18 protein-coding genes are annotated in these 19,035 nt (G+C 69.0%); 11 read left to right on the top strand and 7 right to left on the bottom strand.

What is annotated here, in order from left to right; genetic code table 11:
- Positions 1-11: 11 nt before the first annotated feature.
- Positions 12-761, bottom strand: coding sequence for a phosphoglyceromutase (locus ELQ94_RS11875; protein ID WP_127050576.1), 750 nt, complete (start codon positions 759-761; stop codon positions 12-14).
- Positions 762-816: 55 nt separating this feature from the next.
- Here ELQ94_RS11875 and ELQ94_RS11870 point away from each other — a divergent pair, with 55 nt between their 5' ends.
- Positions 817-1,644: a class I SAM-dependent methyltransferase gene (locus tag ELQ94_RS11870; RefSeq protein WP_127050575.1), complete on the top strand. Its 828-nt coding sequence runs from the start codon at positions 817-819 to the stop codon at positions 1,642-1,644.
- A 30-nt stretch (positions 1,645-1,674) separates the two neighbouring features.
- On the opposite strand, the gene ELQ94_RS11865 is transcribed toward ELQ94_RS11870, so the two are convergent.
- The 4 genes from ELQ94_RS11865 to ELQ94_RS11850 all read right to left on the bottom strand — a co-directional run bounded on the left by ELQ94_RS11865 (position 1,675) and on the right by ELQ94_RS11850 (position 4,985).
- Positions 1,675-2,808 (bottom strand): FUSC family protein, encoded by a 1,134-nt coding sequence (locus ELQ94_RS11865; RefSeq protein WP_243696995.1) that lies wholly within the window; start codon positions 2,806-2,808, stop codon positions 1,675-1,677.
- 4 nt (positions 2,809-2,812) lie between these two features.
- A complete protein-coding gene (gene ygfZ, locus ELQ94_RS11860) occupies positions 2,813-3,958 on the bottom strand; it encodes a CAF17-like 4Fe-4S cluster assembly/insertion protein YgfZ (protein ID WP_127050574.1) in 1,146 nt (381 codons plus the stop codon).
- The gene (locus ELQ94_RS11855; protein WP_127050573.1) at positions 3,958-4,554 is read right to left on the bottom strand and encodes a heme-binding beta-barrel domain-containing protein; all 597 of its coding nucleotides are present in this window, start codon (positions 4,552-4,554) and stop codon (positions 3,958-3,960) included. The genes ygfZ and ELQ94_RS11855 overlap by 1 nt, the downstream gene beginning before the upstream one ends.
- Positions 4,555-4,691: 137 nt before the next feature.
- Entirely contained in the window at positions 4,692-4,985 is a 294-nt protein-coding gene (locus ELQ94_RS11850) for a hypothetical protein (RefSeq protein WP_127050572.1), read from the bottom strand.
- 78 nt (positions 4,986-5,063) lie between these two features.
- On the opposite strand from ELQ94_RS11850, the gene ELQ94_RS11845 reads away from it, so the two are divergent.
- From ELQ94_RS11845 to pstB, 8 genes are all read left to right on the top strand, one after another.
- Complete coding sequence (locus ELQ94_RS11845; protein WP_208007669.1) at positions 5,064-5,753, top strand: response regulator transcription factor; 690 nt, start codon at positions 5,064-5,066, stop codon at positions 5,751-5,753.
- Entirely contained in the window at positions 5,725-6,627 is a 903-nt protein-coding gene (gene mshD, locus ELQ94_RS11840; RefSeq protein ID WP_127050571.1) for a mycothiol synthase, read from the top strand. Before ELQ94_RS11845 ends, mshD begins: the two co-directional genes overlap by 29 nt.
- 56 nt (positions 6,628-6,683) lie before the next feature.
- Positions 6,684-8,858 (top strand): RNA degradosome polyphosphate kinase, encoded by a 2,175-nt coding sequence (locus ELQ94_RS11835; RefSeq protein WP_127050570.1) that lies wholly within the window; start codon positions 6,684-6,686, stop codon positions 8,856-8,858.
- A complete protein-coding gene (locus tag ELQ94_RS11830) occupies positions 8,855-9,802 on the top strand; it encodes an NUDIX hydrolase (protein ID WP_127050569.1) in 948 nt (315 codons plus the stop codon). Before ELQ94_RS11835 ends, ELQ94_RS11830 begins: the two co-directional genes overlap by 4 nt.
- 169 nt (positions 9,803-9,971) lie before the next feature.
- Positions 9,972-11,069: a phosphate ABC transporter substrate-binding protein PstS gene (locus ELQ94_RS11825; protein WP_127050568.1), complete on the top strand. Its 1,098-nt coding sequence runs from the start codon at positions 9,972-9,974 to the stop codon at positions 11,067-11,069.
- A gap of 92 nt (positions 11,070-11,161) precedes the next feature.
- Positions 11,162-12,109: a phosphate ABC transporter permease subunit PstC gene (gene pstC / locus ELQ94_RS11820; RefSeq protein WP_127050567.1), complete on the top strand. Its 948-nt coding sequence runs from the start codon at positions 11,162-11,164 to the stop codon at positions 12,107-12,109.
- A complete protein-coding gene (gene pstA, locus ELQ94_RS11815) occupies positions 12,109-13,212 on the top strand; it encodes a phosphate ABC transporter permease PstA (protein ID WP_127050566.1) in 1,104 nt (367 codons plus the stop codon). Before pstC ends, pstA begins: the two co-directional genes overlap by 1 nt.
- Positions 13,213-13,235: 23 nt before the next feature.
- Positions 13,236-14,015, top strand: coding sequence for a phosphate ABC transporter ATP-binding protein PstB (gene pstB / locus ELQ94_RS11810; protein WP_127050565.1), 780 nt, complete (start codon positions 13,236-13,238; stop codon positions 14,013-14,015).
- 176 nt (positions 14,016-14,191) lie between these two features.
- On the opposite strand, the gene ELQ94_RS11805 is transcribed toward pstB, so the two are convergent.
- Both ELQ94_RS11805 and ELQ94_RS11800 read right to left on the bottom strand, forming a co-directional pair.
- Positions 14,192-15,106, bottom strand: coding sequence for an anti-sigma factor (locus ELQ94_RS11805; RefSeq protein ID WP_127050564.1), 915 nt, complete (start codon positions 15,104-15,106; stop codon positions 14,192-14,194).
- Positions 15,103-15,813 carry a sigma-70 family RNA polymerase sigma factor gene (locus tag ELQ94_RS11800; RefSeq protein ID WP_341807732.1) on the bottom strand — a complete coding sequence of 237 codons (711 nt, stop codon included), beginning with the start codon at positions 15,811-15,813 and terminating at the stop codon, positions 15,103-15,105. The genes ELQ94_RS11805 and ELQ94_RS11800 overlap by 4 nt, the downstream gene beginning before the upstream one ends.
- Before the next feature lie 353 nt (positions 15,814-16,166).
- On the opposite strand from ELQ94_RS11800, the gene ELQ94_RS11795 reads away from it, so the two are divergent.
- Both ELQ94_RS11795 and ELQ94_RS11790 read left to right on the top strand, forming a co-directional pair.
- Positions 16,167-16,826, top strand: coding sequence for a fasciclin domain-containing protein (locus ELQ94_RS11795; RefSeq protein WP_127050563.1), 660 nt, complete (start codon positions 16,167-16,169; stop codon positions 16,824-16,826).
- 278 nt (positions 16,827-17,104) lie between these two features.
- Positions 17,105-18,676 (top strand): metallophosphoesterase, encoded by a 1,572-nt coding sequence (locus tag ELQ94_RS11790; RefSeq protein ID WP_127050562.1) that lies wholly within the window; start codon positions 17,105-17,107, stop codon positions 18,674-18,676.
- The last annotated feature ends 359 nt before the right edge of the window (positions 18,677-19,035 follow it).

The raw sequence follows: 19,035 nt of genomic DNA, 5'->3' as shown, positions 1-19,035 counted from the left end.
AGCGGGTGTCGCTACTTCTTGCCCTGGGCGGCGACGGCTGCCGCTCCGGCGGCAGCGGCAGCGGGGTCGAGGTACTCGCCCGGCCCGAGCGGCCGAAAGTCGGCGTCCAGCTTGTAGACGAGCGGGATGCCCGTCGGGATGTTGAGTTCCGAGATCTCCTCGTCGGAGATGCCGTCGAGGTGCTTCACGAGGGCGCGGAGCGAGTTGCCGTGGGCGGTCACGAGCACGGTGCGGCCGGCCGCGAGATCGACCGTGATGTCGGACTCCCAGTAGGGCAGCATGCGGTCGATGACGTCCTTCAGGCACTCCGTGTCCGGGACCGGGCCGTCGATGCCGACGTAGCGGGGGTCGTGCGCCTGCGAGTACTCGTCCCCGGGGTCGATGGGAGGCGGCGGGACGTCGAAGGAACGCCGCCACGTCATGAACTGCTCCTGTCCGTACTCGGCGAGCGTCTGCGCCTTGTCCTTGCCCTGGAGCGCGCCGTAGTGGCGCTCGTTGAGCCTCCACGACCGCTTGACGGGGATCCATGCGCGATCGGCGACGTCGAGGGCGAGGTTGGCGGTCTGGATCGCGCGGGTGAGGACCGAGGTGTAGAGGACGTCGGCCTCGATACCCGCGTCGGCGAGGAGTTCACCGGCCCGCTTGGCCTCCTCCACGCCCTGATCGCTCAATCGGACGTCGACCCATCCGGTGAAGAGGTTCTTCTGATTCCAGTCGCTGTTTCCGTGCCGCAGGAGCACGAGGGTATAAGGCTCTGACATGCTCCCAGCCTATCGGGAGGCACCGGGCGGGCGAGGGCGCTGAGATGATGGATGCATGCCGATCGGAGCGATCACGCGCGGGACCACCAACACGAACCGCCTCCGCCGCGTCGATCGTTTCATCGCCCGATCGGCGGCGTTCCGCGCGTCCGAGGACCCCCTCGTCGTGGACCTGGGGTTCGGGGCCAGCGCCGTCACCGCTCTCGAGACCGCGGACCGCCTACGACGGACCCGCGAGCACGTGCACGTCCACGGCCTCGAGATCGACCCGGAGCGGGTACGGACGGCGCAGCGGCAGCTCGACGATGTCCGCGCCGGACGCACGTCCTTCCCCTCCGACCTCGCGGTGACGGTCGGCCTCGGCGGCTTCGAGACCCCGGCCCCCGACGGCCGGTCGATCGACGTGATCCGCGCCTTCAACGTGTTGCGGCAGTACGACGAACACGAGGTCGCGGCCGCCTGGTCGCGCATGGTCTCGCGTCTCTCCCCCACCGGCGCACTCGTCGAGGGCACATGCGACGAGGTCGGGCGCATCGCGAGCTGGGTGACGATCCCCCGCGACGGCCCCGCGACCTTCACGATCTCGCTCCGACTGACGGACCTCGAGCGCCCGTCGATCGTGGCCGAACGACTGCCGAAGGCCCTGATCCACCGCAATGTCCCAGGCGAACCCGTGCACGACCTGCTGCGGGACCTCGACCGGCAGTGGACGCTGCACGCACCGCTCGCGACCTACGGACCGGTGCAGCGCTTCATCGCCTCCGTCGAGGGCCTGCGGGCGTCGGGCCGCACCGTCGTCGGGACCCGCTCCGTGTTCCGTCTCGGCGAGCTCACGGTGCCGTGGGAGGACGTGGCGCCGATCGGCGGCCCCGTCATCCCGTGATGCCGCTCCGGGCCCGGCCGCGCCCGGTGCTCAGGTGGCCGGAAGCAGGTCCTGAGCGTCGCCGACCGGCATCCCCGTGGCGACGAGCAGGTCCACGACGAGGGGCCTGACCGCGATCACGAGGGCCTGCTCGGATACGGGGGCATCGTTCCCGAGGACCTCCTCAGGGCGCAGATGACGAGCGAGCTCCTCGAGCGTCCGTCGAGCGACCGGCAGCTGCTCGATGTCGTCGAGGCTCGCCGAGAGCAGGGACACGGCACCGCGGATGCGGCCGAGGAGGTCGGCCATCGCCGGTCGTCGCCGCCCGTCTCGCCCGACGAAGTCGAGGCGGCGAGCGATGACCCGCAGATTACGGGTGGCGAGGTCCATACCGGCGAAGATCACGGCCTGACGGTCGAGCTCACCTCGATGGCGTCGGACGAGCGGGGACACCCGCACGATCGCCCGGGACGACTCGAGGGAGGACTGCCAGGCGTCGAGCAGGGGCTGGGTCCCCCTGGCACGCCCGAGGGCGCGCTCCGACTCGTCGTGGTCGCCGAAGCGCAGAGCGGAGACGAGCGAGCCCGTGACGGCCTCGAACTCGGTGAACAGGGCACGGGCCTCGCGGATGGCCGCCCGACGCGGGTCCCGCGGGATCAGGGCGGTGGCCGCGAGCGCCACGAGCCCTCCGATGACGCCGTCGACGACCCGCACGAAGGGTCCGCCGTCCGGCGCGGGGAGGAGCGACACGAGGACCGACTGGATGGCCGCGGCGATCGCGAACGCGGCGGCGGGCGACAGCAGTCGCGCGATCACCAGGGTCGCCGCGAGGACCACGGCGAGCTGGACGATCCCCTGGCCGAACGTCAGCACGACCGCTTCGGCCACGGCGATGCCGAGAGTCATCCCGACAGCCGTCTCGAGCACGCGGGCGGGCCGCGCGTCGCGGACGAAGCCGAGGCTCGACAGGGAGACGGTGACGGCGAGGAGCGGCACCTCGTGGCCGAGCACCTCGTGGGCGATCAGGTAGGCGACGATCGCCGCCACCGTGATCTGCAGGATCGCCGGAGCCGACGTGGACACCCGGTGGAGGGAGAGGCTCGCCAGGACGGGGAGGCGGCGCGCGGGGCGCTGCGCGGACCCGGCGGGTCGTGGCTCGCCGCCCGCTCCGGAGGGCGCGGTCATGAGGTCAGCCGCGGCCGAGGCGCGGAAGCCGGGGGACGTCCGCCGTGGCGCCGGCACCCGGGGGAACGATCGCCTGCTGAGCCGCGGCGACCACCGTGTCGCCGACCAGGACGGAGAGCGGGACGTCCGCGGGAACCGCTCGCTTGATCACGGCGAGCGCGATCGGACCGAGGTCGTGGTGGATCGCGGAGGACGTGACGAGACCGACCTCGCGGGCCTCCCCGTCCTTCTCTGCGGTGATCACGGAACCGTGCGCCGGGAGCACCGCGTCGCTGCCGTCGAGGTGGAGCATGACGATCCGCCGAGGCGGCCGCCCGAGGTTGTGCACCTTGGCGACCGTCTCCTGTCCGCGGTAGCAGCCCTTGTCGAGGTGCACGGCGGTGCGGAGCCAGTCGAGCTCGTGCGGGATCGTGCGCTCGTCGGCGTCGAAAGCCTGACGCGGGCGCCACGCGGCGATCCGCAAGGCCTCGGCCGCGAGCGAACCCGCGACGCCGATCCGGGCGGAGCGGATCATCGCGACGACCTCGTCGAGCCGGTCTCGCGACACGATGGACTCGAACCAGGTCCGCTCGGAACCGGGGTGGGTACCCTCCGCGTACTGCCAACCGCCGGCGGCGACGGCCGCCCAGGGGTCTCGCCAGACCACGGGGATGCCCTCCGGCGCGAAGACGGGGAGCCCGTCCAGCTCCGCAGCGGACGCGATCACCGCGACGTCGACCGACCGGTCGGCGACCTCGACGCGCAGCATGAACCGCATGCGGTCGAGGAACGCGGCGAGCGGGGCGGCGAGCCCGGGATCGACGATCAACCAGGAGGTGCGTCCGTCGTCCACGACACGGGCCGCGAACTCGACCCGACCCTGCGGATCGAGGACGAGGGTCTCGGCCGAGGCCCCTGGGGCGATGTGTCGGAGGTCCTGCGATGTGAGGGCGTGCAGCAGCTGAAGACGGTCCTCACCGTCGAGGGACACCACGCCGAGGTCCGACGCGTCGACCAGGGCTCGACCCGCCTCGAGCTCGCGCTGCTCGCGGAACGGGTCGCCGTAGTGGAGCGGGACGAGGCGCGCGTCGCTCGTAGCGCCGGCTTCCTCCGGCAGGACGGCACCGTCGAGGGCGGCGAACGGCGACACGTCGGCGTCGATCGCGGTCATCAGTCGACCTTCGCGAGGCGGGCGGACGCGTGGGTGCGCAGATCCTGGCCGAGCGCGGCGATGTCCCAGGCCCACAGGAGATCGTTCTCGACGAGCCCGTACAGCCGGGTCGCCGCGGCGTACGGCTTCGAGCCCGCCGTGCGCATGACGGCGTCCGTCGCGAGATCCACCCGCGGTCCCTTGATCTGTCCGAGGTACAACTCGCTCACGCCGCCCGGGTGGACGAGCGCGACCTCGAGGTCGAAGCCGCCGTCCGAATTGCGGAGGGTCTCGACCGACTGGGCCGTTGTGAACGGGCGCGGAGCCGTCGGCGGCAGCATGGCCGGTCCGGGATCACCCTCGAGCTGGGAGCGGTGCAGGCGCCAGTAGCCGCTCTCGGCGGCGAGTGGGGTGCTGTGCTCGTCGTCGAGCCACGAGAACGACGTGTAGTTGAGGTACGGGAGGCCGTCATGGCTGAACGACACGCGCTGACCGAACCGCTGCGAGACCGTGTCGTCGCCGAGCTGGTATTCGACGTTGCCCGCACCCTCCCAGACGCCGATGAGCCACGACAGCGGGACGAGCTCGGACGGGAGGTCGACCGGGATCTCGATCACGATGCGCGGGCGATCAGCGCTGGCCGCGGTACAGGTTGTATACGACGACGCCCGCCACGAACGCGATCGCGAGGCTGGCGAGTCCGAGGAGGCCGAGGTAGAAGAGTTCGAGCGCGAGCATGCGTCGAGTCTACCCGTCAGATCGTGAAGAGGGAGGCGATTCCGATGACGACCGAGCAGAGGACGAGCACGAGGACGGCTCCGGCCACGCTGATCGCTACGCGCGTGAGATACCCGGCGGTGACGCCTCCCGCGAGCTGGATGCCGAAGGTCAGCAGAACGCTCCCGGCGAGCGCGACCCCGAGCCACGCGAACCGATCGTCATCGGGGGTGAACACGCCGACCACGACGGCGGCGACGACGGCCGCGATCCAGACGGAGACGACACCGACCCACGACCTGTCCTGCACCTCGCGTATCGGCTCGCTCATGCCTCCATGATGCCCGACGGCGGGGCACGGCGTGACCACTGGCGTAGTATTGTCGCAGTCACGACCCGGAGGACACGCTTGGCGCAGCTACTCATCCTGACATCGACGGCTGGCGCGGAGGTGCTCCCGTCGCTCGGTCTGCTCAGCCATCGCGTGCGTCAGATCCCGGCTCAGCCGGCCCAGCTCGTGAACGCTCCCGGCAGCGACCTCATCATGGTCGACGCGCGACGCGACCTCGCAGCGGCGAAGTCCCTGTGCAAGATCCTGACCACGACGGGTATCGCCGTCCCCCTCCTCCTCATCCTCACGGAGGGAGGGCTCACCGCGGTGAGCGCCGACTGGGGCGTCGACGACGTCGTGCTCGACACGGCGGGACCCGCCGAGGTCGACGCGCGCATCCGCCTCGCCATCGGCCGACAGGCCCAGGAGCAATCGGCGAGCAAGATCCAGACCTCCGGCGTCGTGATCGACGAGGCGAGCTACTCGGCGAAGGTGCAGGGTCGCCCCCTCGACCTCACCTTCAAGGAGTTCGAGCTGCTGCGGTTCCTCGCGACCCACCCGTCCCGCGTGTTCACACGTGAACAACTGCTCAGCGAGGTGTGGGGGTACGACTACTTCGGAGGGACGCGCACGGTCGACGTGCACGTGCGCCGCCTCCGCGCCAAGCTCGGCGACCTCGAGCAGCTCATCGGCACCGTCCGCAACGTCGGCTACCGGTTCAACGTCTACGAGGACGACAATGCGCAGGCTCCGACTCCGAGTTCGTGATCTGAACGATCCCGACGTCGACGAGACCGTCGGTACGCTCGTGCGGCGCGCGATCGCCGTGGACGGTCAGCCGCCGTTCAACGACCAGGCCCGGCTGGATGCGCGCACCGGCTCCCGCACCCTCATCACGGCGATCGTCCCGAGTGACGACGACGATTCCGAGACCGTCATCGGGGCTGCGATCCTCGGTCAGGGCGAGCTGGAGTTCACGATCGACCCCGAGTGGCGCTCGTACGGGTACGGCGACGCGGCCCTCGGCGCCCTCGTCGGCAGCGCCCCTCCCGCCCTCTCCGCGTGGGCCCACGGCGATCACCCGGCCGCGGGCGCTCTCGCGGCGCGGCACGGCTTCGCCCGTGTGCGCACCCTCCTCCAACTCCGCATGCCGCTCGCGGCGCGTGTGCCGTCGACCGGAGCGCCCCGGGGGGACCTCGAGATCTCGGCCTTCGTGCCGGGCCGTGACGAGGACGACTGGGTCGCCCTCAACGCCATCGCCTTCGCGGATCACCCGGAACAGGGCCGCCTCACGGCGGACGACGTCCGCGCCCGAGAGGCCGAGTCGTGGTTCTCCGCCGACGATCTCCTCCTGGCCCGTGACCCGGACGGACGACTCGTCGGCTCCATCTGGCTCAAGGTGGAGGACGGGATCGGGGAGGTCTACGCGGTGGGCGTGCACCCGGATCGCGCGGGAGCGGGCATCGGCCGCGAGCTCATGCGGGCCGGACTCGATCGGCTCGAGGCGTCAGGAGTCGAGACCGCCGCCCTGTACGTGGAGTCGGACAACGAACCGGCGACACACCTCTACCGATCGATCGGATTCACCGACCACACGGTCGACGTCCAGTACCGTCGCGACCCCTCGGCGCCGGCCCGTTAAGACGAAGTTCACCGACTCGGTCGAAACCGGTCGGGCGCTGGTGACAAGATGTGGGGATGGTTCCCGAGACATTCGCCACCGATGCAGGACTCGACCGCGACGACGACGACTTCGACCCCGTCTTCGAGCAGGACGATCCCGCCCTTCCGGACCACCGGTACCTCGATCGCGAACTCAGTTGGCTCGCATTCAACAAGCGGGTCCTCGAACTCGCCGAGGACCCGTCGCTCCCCACGCTGGAGCGGTCGAACTTCCTGGCGATCTTCGCGTCAAACCTCGACGAGTTCTTCATGGTGCGCGTCGCCGGGCTGAAGCGCCGGATCGCGACCGGCATCGCCGTGCCGACCAACAACGGCCGGTCGCCGAGCGAGGCGCTCGCGGACATCCTCCAGGCGGCGCACGAGCTCCAGTCGCGGCACGCCGCCGTCTGGCACGACCTCGTGGCCCCCGCGCTCAACGACGCCGGCGTGACCGTCGTCACGTGGGACAGCCTCGACGACGAGGTCAAGAGCAACCTCGGGGATTACTTCTCCCTGCAGATCTTCCCGGTCCTCATGCCGCTCGCGGTGGACCCGGCGCACCCGTTCCCGTACATCTCCGGGCTCTCCCTCAATCTCTCGATCCGCGTGCGGAACACCAAGACGGGCCGTGAGGAGTTCGCGCGCCTCAAGGTGCCGCAGATGCTGCCGCGCTTCGTCGCGGTCGACACGGCGACCGAGCCCGAGCGCGTCCGCTACATCACGCTCGAGGACCTCATCGCCAACCACCTCGACTACCTCTTCCCCGGCATGGAGGTCATCGAGCACCACGTCTTCCGAGTGACCCGCAACGAGGACGTCGAGATCGAGGAGGACGAGGCCGAGAACCTCATCCAAGCGCTCGAGCGTGAACTGCTGCGCCGCCGGTTCGGTCCGCCCATCCGCCTCGAGATCACCGACGACATGGACGACGTCACGCTCGGTCTGCTCGTGCGCGAGCTCGACATCACCGACCGCGAGGTCTACCGCCTCCCCGCTCCCCTCGACCTGGGCGGGCTCTTCTCCCTCGGGAGCCTCGATCGTCCCGATCTGCGCTACCCGAAGCACGTGCCGTCGACGGCCGTGCAGCTGCAGCCGAGCGAGCCCAACGGCAAGGCGGACATCTTCTCGTCGATCTCGGCTGGCGACGTCCTCGTGCACCACCCCTACGAGTCCTTCGCCACGAGCGTCCAGGCGTTCCTCGAGCAGGCCGCCGCCGACCCCCACGTCCTCGCCATCAAGCAGACCCTCTATCGCACGTCCGGCGACTCGCCCATCATCGAGGCTCTCATCGACGCCGCCGAGGCAGGCAAGCAGGTGCTAGCGCTCGTCGAGATCAAGGCGCGCTTCGACGAACAGAACAACATCACGTGGGCGCGCAAACTCGAGAAGGCCGGCGTGCACGTGGTCTACGGTCTCGTGGGCCTCAAGACCCACTGCAAGCTCGCCCTCGTGATCCGGCAGGAGGGCAACACCCTCCGCCACTACTCCCACATCGGAACGGGCAACTACAACCCGAAGACGAGCCGCATCTACGAGGACTTCGGTCTCTTCACCGCCGACGACCAGGTGGGCAAGGACCTCACCCGACTCTTCAACGAGCTGTCGGGGTACGCGATCGAGAAGAAGTTCAAGCGACTGCTCGTGGCCCCGCTGCACCTGCGGAAGGGGCTCCTCAAGGCGATCGACGCGGAGCGGCGCAATGCCGAGGCCGGGCGCCCGTCCGGGATCCGCATCAAGGTCAACTCGATCGTCGACGAGGCGATCATCGACGGCCTCTATCGCGCGAGCCAGGCGGGTGTGCCGATCGACATCTGGGTGCGCGGGATCTGTGCCCTGAAGCCCGGGGTCCCGGGGATGAGCGACACGATCCGGGTGCGCTCGATCCTCGGCCGTTACCTCGAGCACTCGCGCATCTTCAGCTTCGCCGGCGACGGCGACCCGAAGACCTACATCGGCAGCGCCGACATGATGCACCGCAACCTCGACCGCCGGGTCGAGGCGCTCGTGAGGCTCACCGATCCGAAGCACCTCACGGAGATCGAGTCGCTCTTCGACTCGGCGATGGACGAGGGCACGATGTCCTGGTACCTCGACTCCGAGGGCGTCTGGACGCGTCACGCGACCGACGAGGACGACAAGCGGCTCGTCGATCTGCAGGAGAAGGTGATGCGCAGCATCGCGACGCGCCGTCGATCGCGATCGCGCCGATGACCTCCCACGACCACTCCGCGATCTACGCCGCCGGCGCCGTCTGCTGGCGCATCGTCGACGGCAAGCTCAAGGTGCTCCTCGTACACCGCACGGCCTACGGGGACGTCACGATCCCGAAGGGCAAGGTCGATCCGGGCGAGACCCTCCCCCAGACCGCCGTGCGCGAGATCAAGGAGGAGACCGGTCTCTCCGTCGCGCTCGGGGTCCCCCTCGGGGCCGCGCAGTACCGCGTGCACTCGAATCGCGAGAAGATCGTGCACTACTGGGCCGCGGAGGTGTCGGACGCCGCCGTGCGCGCGTCGACGTTCGTCCCGAACGCCGAGATCGCCGCCCTCGAATGGGTCACGGTGAAGAGGGCACTCTCATACGCGAGCTACGACCAGGACGTCGAGATCCTCCGCCACTTCGAGAAGCTCGTCGACGAGGGCGTCACGTCGACCTTCCCCATCATCGTCCTGCGGCACGCGAAGGCGACGGCCCACGGGGACTGGGGCGGTTCCGACGCGTCGCGCCCCCTCACCTCGCGCGGGGTCACCCAGGCGGCGGGCATCGTCCCGACCCTCCAGGCGTTCGCGCCCCGCCGTATCGTCACGAGCACCGCGACGCGCTGCATCACGACGGTCGCCCCGCTCGCGGCGGCCCTCGGCCGCACGTCGAAGGCCACGGACGACCTCAGCCAGAACGCCTACGAGCACGGCGAATCGGACGTGCGGGCCGTGGTCGGCAAGCGCATCGCCGCTCGCAAGCCCGCCGTGCTCTGCAGCCACGGCCCGGTCATCCCGCTCATCCTGCGAGAGATCGCACTCGCGACGGGCACCCCGGCCGGCTCCTACCTCGCGAGTGCAGCCGATCTCGAACCGGCGGCATTCTCGGTCGTGCACGTCTCGGCCACGGCTCCGGCGTCGGGCATCATCTCCATCGAGACCCACGAGCCGCGTACCTGACCGCTCCGGAGACCGGGCGAGCGTCCGATCGATGTCGTTTCGGGCGCGGAGCGGACAGGAGCCGTTCACCTGCTGTTTACCGAGCTGATGGAGGCTCGTTAAGCCTCGCACTTAGCGTGAGGGCGGGCCATGCACCGGTCCACACCCCTCCCGAAGAAATGGACACTTTGTGAAGTTCAACACGTTCGGTCGCGCCGCGGCCGTCACAGCAATCGCAGCACTCGCCCTCACGGGCTGCGCCGCGAACGAAGGCGGAGCCACCGGCGGAGACGACTCCGAGAACGCGAGCGACCTCACCGGAACGCTCGTCGGCTCCGGCGCATCGTCGCAGCAGTCGGCTCAGGAGGCGTGGACCGCCGCCTTCCAGGACGCCAACCCCGACGTCTCCGTCGAGTACGACCCGGCCGGCTCCGGTGCGGGTCGCGACACGTTCCTCGCCGGTGGATCGGCCTTCGCCGGTTCCGACCGTGCATTCAACGACGAAGAGGTCGCCGCCGGCGGCTTCGGTGCGTGCACCACGGACGGGATCGTCGAGATCCCCGCCTACGTCTCGCCGATCGCCGTCATCTTCAACCTCGACGGCATCACGTCGCTCAACCTGGACGCGTCCACCATCGCGAGCATCTTCACGGGCGACATCACCACGTGGAACGACGAGGCCATCGCGTCGCAGAACCCGGACGCCGACCTGCCCGACACGGCCATCACCGCCGTGCACCGTCAGGACGACTCGGGAACGACCGAGAACTTCACCGAGTACCTCTACGCCGCGGCTCCCGACGTGTGGACCGAAGAGCCCGACGGAGTCTGGCCGCTCGATGGCGGCGAGGCCGCTTCGCAGACCTCCGGCGTCCTCGACGCCGTCACGGGCGGAACGGGCACCATCGGCTACGCCGACGCCTCGCGCGCCGGTGACCTGGGCACCGTCTCGGTGAAGGTCGGCGACGAGTACGTGCCGTACTCCGCCGAGGCCGCTGCCGCCATCATCGACGCCTCCCCGGTCGTCGAAGGCCGTGGCGAGGGCGACCTCGCCCTCGACATCGACCGCACCACCGAAGAGGCCGGCGTCTACCCCGTCGTCCTCGTGAGCTACCTCATCGGTTGCGAGGAGTACGAGGACCCGGCCAGCGCCGAGCTCGTCAAGTCGTACTTCTCCTACATCGTGAGCGACGAGGGACAGCAGGTCGCGGCCGACGCCGCCGGCTCCGCTCCGATCTCGTCCGACCTGTTCGACAAGGCCACCGCGGCCATCGAGCTGATCAAGTAGTAACCCTCGAGGGTGTGTCCGGCGGCTTCCACGGAAGCGCCGGGCACACCCTCGTCCCACGCGAGACTCCGACCCGACCGAGAGAGCCCGTCATGACCGCTCCAGCTCCCACCGCGCTGATACCCGCGAAACAGCGCCCAGGGGATCGCCTCTTCTCCGGCAGCGCGCTCGTAGCCGGCTCCCTCATCCTCGCCGTGCTCGCTGCGGTGGCCGCGTTCCTCGTGATCCAGAGCGTGCCGGCCGTCACGACGGACCCCGACGACATCTCGATCCTGCGCGGCGCGAACATCGTCGAGTACATCGGGCCGCTCGTCTTCGGTACGGTGTGGGCGGCCTTCATCGCCCTCGTGCTCGCGGTCCCCGTTGCCATCGGCATCGCTCTCTTCATCAGCCACTACGCTCCGCGCCGTCTCGCGCAGGGCCTCGGCTACATCATCGACCTGCTCGCCGCGGTGCCGTCCGTGGTCTTCGGCCTCTGGGGCGGCAACGTGCTCGCACCGGCCATCCAGCCCCTGTACACGTGGCTCGAGCAGAACCTCGGCTGGATCCCGCTCTTCGCCGGCCCCGCCTCGGGCACCGGCCGCACGATCCTCACCGCGTCGGTGGTCCTCGCGGTCATGATCCTGCCGATCATCACGGCCATCTGCCGCGAGGTCTTCCTCCAGACCCCCGTCCTCCACGAGGAGGCGGCCCTCGCCCTCGGAGCGACGCGCTGGGAGATGATCCGCATGGCCGTCTTGCCCTTCGGCCGCGCCGGTATCGTCTCCGCGTCGATGCTCGGCCTCGGCCGTGCGCTCGGAGAGACGATGGCCGTGGCCATGGTGCTCTCCGCCTCCGGCGGCATCACGCTCAACCTCATCAGCTCGAGCAACCCGAGCACGATCGCGGCGAACATCGCCCTGAGCTTCCCCGAGGCCTACGGCGTGAACGTGAACGTGCTCATCGCCTCCGGTCTCGTGCTCTTCGCCATCACCCTGCTCGTGAACACGATCGCCCGCATCATCGTGAACCGCCGCAAAGACTTCTCAGGAGCGAACTGATGTCCCAGATCACCGCACCGCCGAAGACCGGCGAGTCCGCCGGCGCGATGCCGAACTCCTACGCCACCGGCAAGCTCCCGAAATTCGTCCCGTGGGCCATCCTCGCGGCCTCCCTCGTGGTCACGTTCGCCATCTTCGCGCTCTTCGCCGCGGCGGACCCCGAGGGCGGCTTCAACACCGCCGCCGCCGTCTTCCTCGGCGTCGTGCTCTACGGGATCGTGCTCTTCGTGGTCGCCCGCATGATCGAGGGCACACGACGCGCGAAGGACCGCCTCGTGACGACGCTCGTCACGCTCGCCTTCCTCATCGCGCTCCTCCCCCTCATCTCGCTGCTGTCGACGGTGCTCCTCAACGGCACCGCACGCTTCGACCTCCAGTTCTTCACGAACTCGATGCGCAGCGTCGTCGGCGAGGGAGGCGGTGCCCTCCACGCGATCACCGGCACCGTACTGATGACGGGTGCCGCGGCGATCATCTCGATCCCGATCGGCCTCATGACGTCGATCTACCTCGTCGAATACGGCCGTGGCCGCCTGGCCCAGGCCATCACGTTCTTCGTCGACGTCATGACCGGCATCCCGTCGATCGTGGCCGGTCTGTTCGCCTACACGCTCTTCGTCATCATCTTCGGACCGGGTGTGCGCCTCGGCGTGGCCGGCGCGATCGCCCTCGCCGTGCTCATGATCCCCGTGGTCGTGCGCTCGAGCGAGGAGATGCTGCGCCTCGTGCCCAACGAGCTCCGCGAGGCGGCCTTCGCCCTCGGCGTGCCGAAGTGGCTCGTCGTCCTCAAGGTCGTCCTCCCCACGTCGATCGCGGGGCTCACGACCGGCATCATGCTGTCGATCTCCCGCGTCATCGGCGAGACCGCTCCGCTGCTCGTCGCCGCCGGTTACACGAACAACATGAACTACGACCTCTTCGACGGCCGCATGCAGAGCCTGCCGGTCTTCGTCTACAGCTCCTACGTCAGCCAGGGAACCGAGGCGCAGGCCTACCTCGACCGCGCCTGGACCGGAGCGCTCACCCTCATCCTGATCGTCATGGCGCTCAACCTGCTGGCACGCTTCATCGCCCGCGCGTTCTCGCCCAAGCTCAGCCGCTAACCCGAAACCGGAAGACCACACACGTGTCCAAGCGCATCGAAGTCAACGACCTCAACGTCTACTACTCCAAGTTCCTCGCCGTGGAGGGCGTGGGCCTCACGATCGAGCCCCGCAGTGTCACCGCGTTCATCGGCCCGTCCGGTTGCGGCAAGTCCACCTTCCTCCGCACGCTCAACCGCATGCACGAGGTCATCCCCGGCGCCCGCGTCGAAGGCCAGGTGCTCGTGGACGGCGACGACCTCTATGGCCCCGGCGTCGACCCCGTGCTCGTGCGCCGCCAGGTGGGCATGGTGTTCCAGCGACCGAACCCGTTCCCCACGATGTCCATCCGGGAGAACGTGCTCGCCGGAGTGTCGCTCAACAACCGCCGGATGTCGCGTTCGGAGGCCGACGAGCTCGTCGAGAGCTCGCTGCAGGGTGCGAACCTGTGGAACGAGGTCAAGGACCGTCTCGACCGCCCGGGCTCCGGCCTCTCCGGCGGTCAGCAGCAGCGCCTCTGCATCGCGCGCGCGATCGCCGTCTCCCCCGACATCCTCCTGATGGACGAGCCCTGCTCGGCCCTCGACCCGATCTCGACGCTCGCCATCGAGGACCTCATCGAGGAGCTGAAGAAGGAGTACACGATCGTCATCGTGACCCACAACATGCAGCAGGCGAGCCGCGTGAGCGATCGCACCGCGTTCTTCAACATCGCGGGGACCGGCAAGCCCGGCAAGCTCATCGAGTACGACGACACGAACACGATCTTCACGCAGCCCTCGGTCCAGGCGACCGAGGACTACGTCTCGGGCCGCTTCGGCTGATCCTTCGTCACCTCATCACGACGCCGCGTCTCCCCCTCGGGAGGCGCGGCGTCGTCGTCGTCGGTCCGGGGCGCAGGCGCCGCCCTGCCCTACTGGATGGGTGGCGCGGGGAACGCGAAGACCCCCGGTCGCTTCCAGGAGGAGGCGACCGGGGGTCTCATGGCGTGAACGACGAATCAGGCGGGTTCGACCACGAGGACGGGATCCGTCGTCGGCGTGCCGTCCGAGCCACCAGACTTCTCGATCGTGACCGCCACGACGTCGTCGCCTGACAGCGCGCCGGCGAGGACACCCCAGCCGTTGCCGTCGGCACCCGTGTCGAAGACGCCGGCCGAGACCGGACCGCCCTCGCCGATGTACCAGAGCTCGTAGGTCTTGTCGTCGGGGAGCTGCGGGAGTCCGTTCACGACGAGCACGGACTTGCCGAGGTCCTCTGACCACACGAGGGTGGCGGTTCCGCCCTCCTCGTCGAGGTCGACCGTGGTGCGCTGCACGTCGGATGCCGCATTGACTTCCGCGAGAGCGACGGCCTGAGGCAGCTGGTTGCCGTTCTCCACGACACCGGCGAACAGACTCGAACCGACGATGACCACACCGACCGCCGCCGCGGCGACGGCGTAGGACAGCGGCTTCGAGTACCAGCGACGGTTCGCGCGTTCCTGGGCCTTGCGGATCTGACCGGGCGTCGGCTGGGCGCGCCGCTGAGCCGACGCCCCCGCGGTCGCCGAGGCGATGTCCGTGACGGGCGCGACGGGCGATTCCTCGGGGGCGGGTGCCGCCGGAGCATCCGAGCGCTCATGGGTGTCGTCCGCATCGGCATCCGACTCAGCGGCATGCCGCGAACGGGACTCGACCGGGAGCTGCGGCGTCGTGGCGATACGCGCCATGAGCGAGGCCTTCAGGTCCATCGGAGGGGTCTCCGGCTGCACGGCGAGTCCGAGAGCGGCCGAGACCCTCTCGAACGACTCGAGTTCGTCGCGCGCTGCGGGCGACGACTCCAGGAGCGCCTCGAAGGCCGCGGACTCGTCCGCGTCGAGCGCTCCAGCGGCATACACGCTCGCGTCGAACGTCGGGTCGTCGTTGCGGTTCATGATGCCACCCCCATTTCATCTCGAAGACGGATCATTCCGTCGCGTATTCGTGTCTTCACCGTGCCGAGGGGCACGCCGAGCAGTTCTGAGACCTCGCTGTGGCTGTAGCCGCCGTAGTAGGCGAGCGTCACAGCCTCTTTCTGGAGGTCGGTGAGTTTTGCCAGGGCCTTCTTCACCCGCTGGTTCTCCAAACGGAGCTCCGCGGTCTCGGAGACGCTGTCGTAGTCGATCGTGTGGTCTCTGATCCCCACACGGAGGTCCCGGTCCCGGCTCGCTTGCGAGGCACGCACCCGGTCAACAGCCCGGCGGTGTGCGATCGTCATGACCCAGGTGGTCACTCCACCCTTGTTCGGAGCGTACCGGGGGGCGGATTGCCAGAGCTCGACGAAGATCTCCTGCGTCACCTCCTCGGACTGCGACGGGTCCACGAGCACCCGGCGGACGATCGCGAACACACGGGGAGCGAGGCGGTCGTAGAAGTCCCCGAACGCGAGCTGGTCCCCCGACGCGATCCGTGCGACGAGCTGCTGGAGCTCTACGGCAGCGCTGTCGCCCGCAGGAATCTGCTGGGCTCGCGCCTCGGTGCTCGTCTCTTCGCTTGCCACAGCGTCAAGCATGCCAAACAAATCCGAGAAGTCCGGCATCCACTCGCCCGTTAAGGAGGGCCCGTTACAGGAACGTGTCGGAGCGATGTCCAGGACGAGCATGGGGAGGACCTCTCGGATCGTCGACTCTCGCCGCATCAGACGGGTCGGAATGACGAGGATCACCCGGGCGGGCGACGAGGAGAGTTCGTTCAGGCCCGGTTCGGTGCGCTCCTGCGAACGGGTTGGTCCCGGGCTGGTCGCGTGCGACATCCCGGCCTCCCCCGACGTCGATCTCGACTCCCGGGAAGTTTTTCCGTGCTTCGCATTAAGAGGGCTCCATGACGGCGGTGCGGAACCAGAGCGGAAATCGTCCCAATCCTCTCCCCCAGGGGTTCCGAATGCCATATCGAGAGTCGCAGACCAGCGGCTCCTCACCCGGCGCACCGCCGGTCCTAATCACAAGGAGTGTTCTCATGCGAGTGAAGAAGCGCAATCTCATGGCCGTCCTGTCCCTCAGCGCCGTCGCGGCGTTCGGCCTGGCAGCCTGTTCCACCGGCACGTCTTCGGACGACGCGAGCAGCGAGCCGTCCATGACCGAGGAGTCCACGAGCCCCAGCGCCGAGGAGATGGACCCCGCGGCGAACCTCGTCGGACCCGGCTGCGCCGACTACGCCGCGTCCGTCCCGGACGGCGACGGATCGGTCGCCGGCATGGCTCTCGACCCGGTCGCGACCGCCGCGTCCAACAACCCGCTGCTCACGCAGCTCACGGCCGCCGTCTCCGGTGAGCTCAACCCCGATGTCAACCTCGTCGACACGCTGAACAGCGGCGAGTACACCGTCTTCGCCCCGGTCGACGACGCGTTCGCCGCCGTGGACGCCGCGACCGTCGAGGCACTCTCGACCGACGCCGACCTGCTCACGACGATCCTCACCTACCACGTCGTCGAGGGCCAGGTCGCTCCTGACGCCATCGTGGGCGAGCACACCACCCTCCAGGGCGGAACCGTCGAGGTCACCGGCTCGGGCGATGAGCTCATGGTCAACGACGCCAACGTCATCTGCGGCGGCGTCATGACCGCCAACGCGACCGTCTACCTCATCGACGGCATCCTCATGCCGGCCGCCGAGTAATCACGGACGTATGGAAACACAGCGTCACTGAGGCGCACAGCTGACGAAAGCGGTCACGGCACATGCCGTGGCCGCTTTCGCCGTTCCCGGGGCCGGCCACCGTGGGGCCGTGATGAACTGAGGCATCCTCGATTTGGTCCTAGCGGTGTCCCCCGATCGGGGGACATAATGGGCGGACGACCCGCGCGACCGATCCGAGTACATCCGATGCTCGATCGCGTCGCTCTCCGCCCGCCACGTCGCCACATGCGGCGCATCTCCCGAACGGAACCCACCCGATGCACGTCAGATCAGCTCTCGCCTCGATCGGTCTCGCTGCCCTCGTCGCCACGACGGCCGCCGTCCCCGCGGCCTCGGCGGCCTCGGCGGCCTCCCCGAACACCTGCGACTCGATGCGGCAGGACGTCCGCCAGTCGGTCAACCCCGACAGTCAGCAGTCCCTGCTCACGGCGAGCGCGAACGAGACGGAGCGCGCAGCCTCCGTCTGGGGCTTCACGGACCAGCGCGGGTCCGTGTTCGAGGCGGCGTCGTCGCAACGCGACGGCCTCGTCCCCGTGTACCGCCTCTACGAGAACGAGAGGTTCGTGTGGATCCCGGAGAAGCACGGATCGGACGAGATCGAGCGCGCTCAGAGCGTGTACGGCTGGGATCTGCGGAAGGTCGACTTCTGGGCGTCACCGTCCCCGATCGACTGCGGTGTCGGTGTGCACCGCCTCTGGAGCGATGAGCTGAAGACCTTCCGAATGGAGGTCGACGAGGCGCGCATCGCCGATCTGACGGCGACCGGCTGGCGTGACCAGGGCGCCCGCTTCTGGGTGTCCGCCGAGGACGACGTCACGGAGCCGTCGCCGGAACCCGCTCCGGAGCCCGCTCCCGTGCCGGAACCGGAGCCCGAGCAGCCGGTGGAACCCGAGCAGCCGACGGAGCCCACGCCGCCGGTCGAACCCGCGCCGCCGGCCGAGAGCCCGGCCGACGCCGACGGAGTGTTCTCCTTCGCCGTCATCCCCGACACGCAGATGGAGATGGGGAAGACCACTCGCTTCGCCGACCGTACCCGGTGGCTCGTCGAGAACAAGGACGCCCTCGACCTCCGCTACGCCCTCCACACGGGCGACGTCACGAACTGGGGCGAGGTCGACCCCGCACAGTACACGGTCGCGTCCGACGCCATGAAGGTCCTCGACGACGGAGGCATCCCCGCCGCGATCGCGATCGGCAACCACGACACGTCCGCGGTGTGCGCCGGTGGCAAGGCCTGCCCGGGGAAGGACGCCCGGAAGACGGTCAGGGACACCCCGCTCTTCAACGAGACCTTCCCGGCGTCGCGGTACCCGAACATCTCCGCCGTCTACGAGACGGGGCGCGTCGACAACAACGTGCAGACCTTCTCCGCCGGGGGCGCCGACTTCCTCATCCTGACCCTCGAGCTCTGGCCCCGGGTCGAGGTCGTCGAGTGGGCCAAGGATGTCGTGGCCTCGCACCCGGACCACAACGTGATCGTGAACACGCACTCCTACCTCGAGTCGGACGCTTCGATCATGCAGTCGAACGGCGGATACGGTGCGACATCCCCGCAATACCTCTACGACGAGCTGATCTCCCAGTACGCCAACATCCGGATGGTCTTCTCGGGACACGTCGGGATGTCGAACCAGCGCACCGACGTCGGTGTCCACGGCAACACGATCGCCTCGTTCCTCGGTGGCTTCCACAGCCCGGCGAACCCGGTGAAGCTCGTGGAGGTGGACGTCGATTCCGGGTCGCTCACGGCGAAGGTCTTCGTCCCGCAGACGGACACCTACGAGACGCAGTACGACGCGACGATCGACGGCATCGACTTCATCCAGTAGACCACTCCCCCGGTGGAGCGTTTGCGTCGTTTCGCGGCAGTACACCGCCGCGAAACGACGCAAACGCTCAACCTCGTGAGGGGACGGAGCTCGTCCTCGTGAGGGGACGGAAAAGGCCGGGCCGCAGAACGCCTCTCGGCGCGAGGCCGCACACTCACACTCACGCGGCGAAGAATCCCGCAAGACGGTGCGAAAAGGCCGGGCCGCAGAACGCCTCTCGGCGCGAGGCCGCACACTCACACTCGACGCGGCGAAGAATCCCGCAAGACGGTGCGAAAGGGCCGGGCCGCAGAACGCCTCTCGGCGCGAGGCCGCTCGGAGCGGCTAAATGTGGAGCCCGGGGTTACTGCGGCCCGGCC

The organism is Labedella endophytica, from assembly GCF_003990045.1.
Taxonomy (GTDB): Bacteria; Actinomycetota; Actinomycetes; order Actinomycetales; family Microbacteriaceae; genus Labedella; species Labedella endophytica.
Note: the sequence above shows the minus strand (reverse complement) of the source record. Positions and strands in the feature narration are given on the sequence as shown.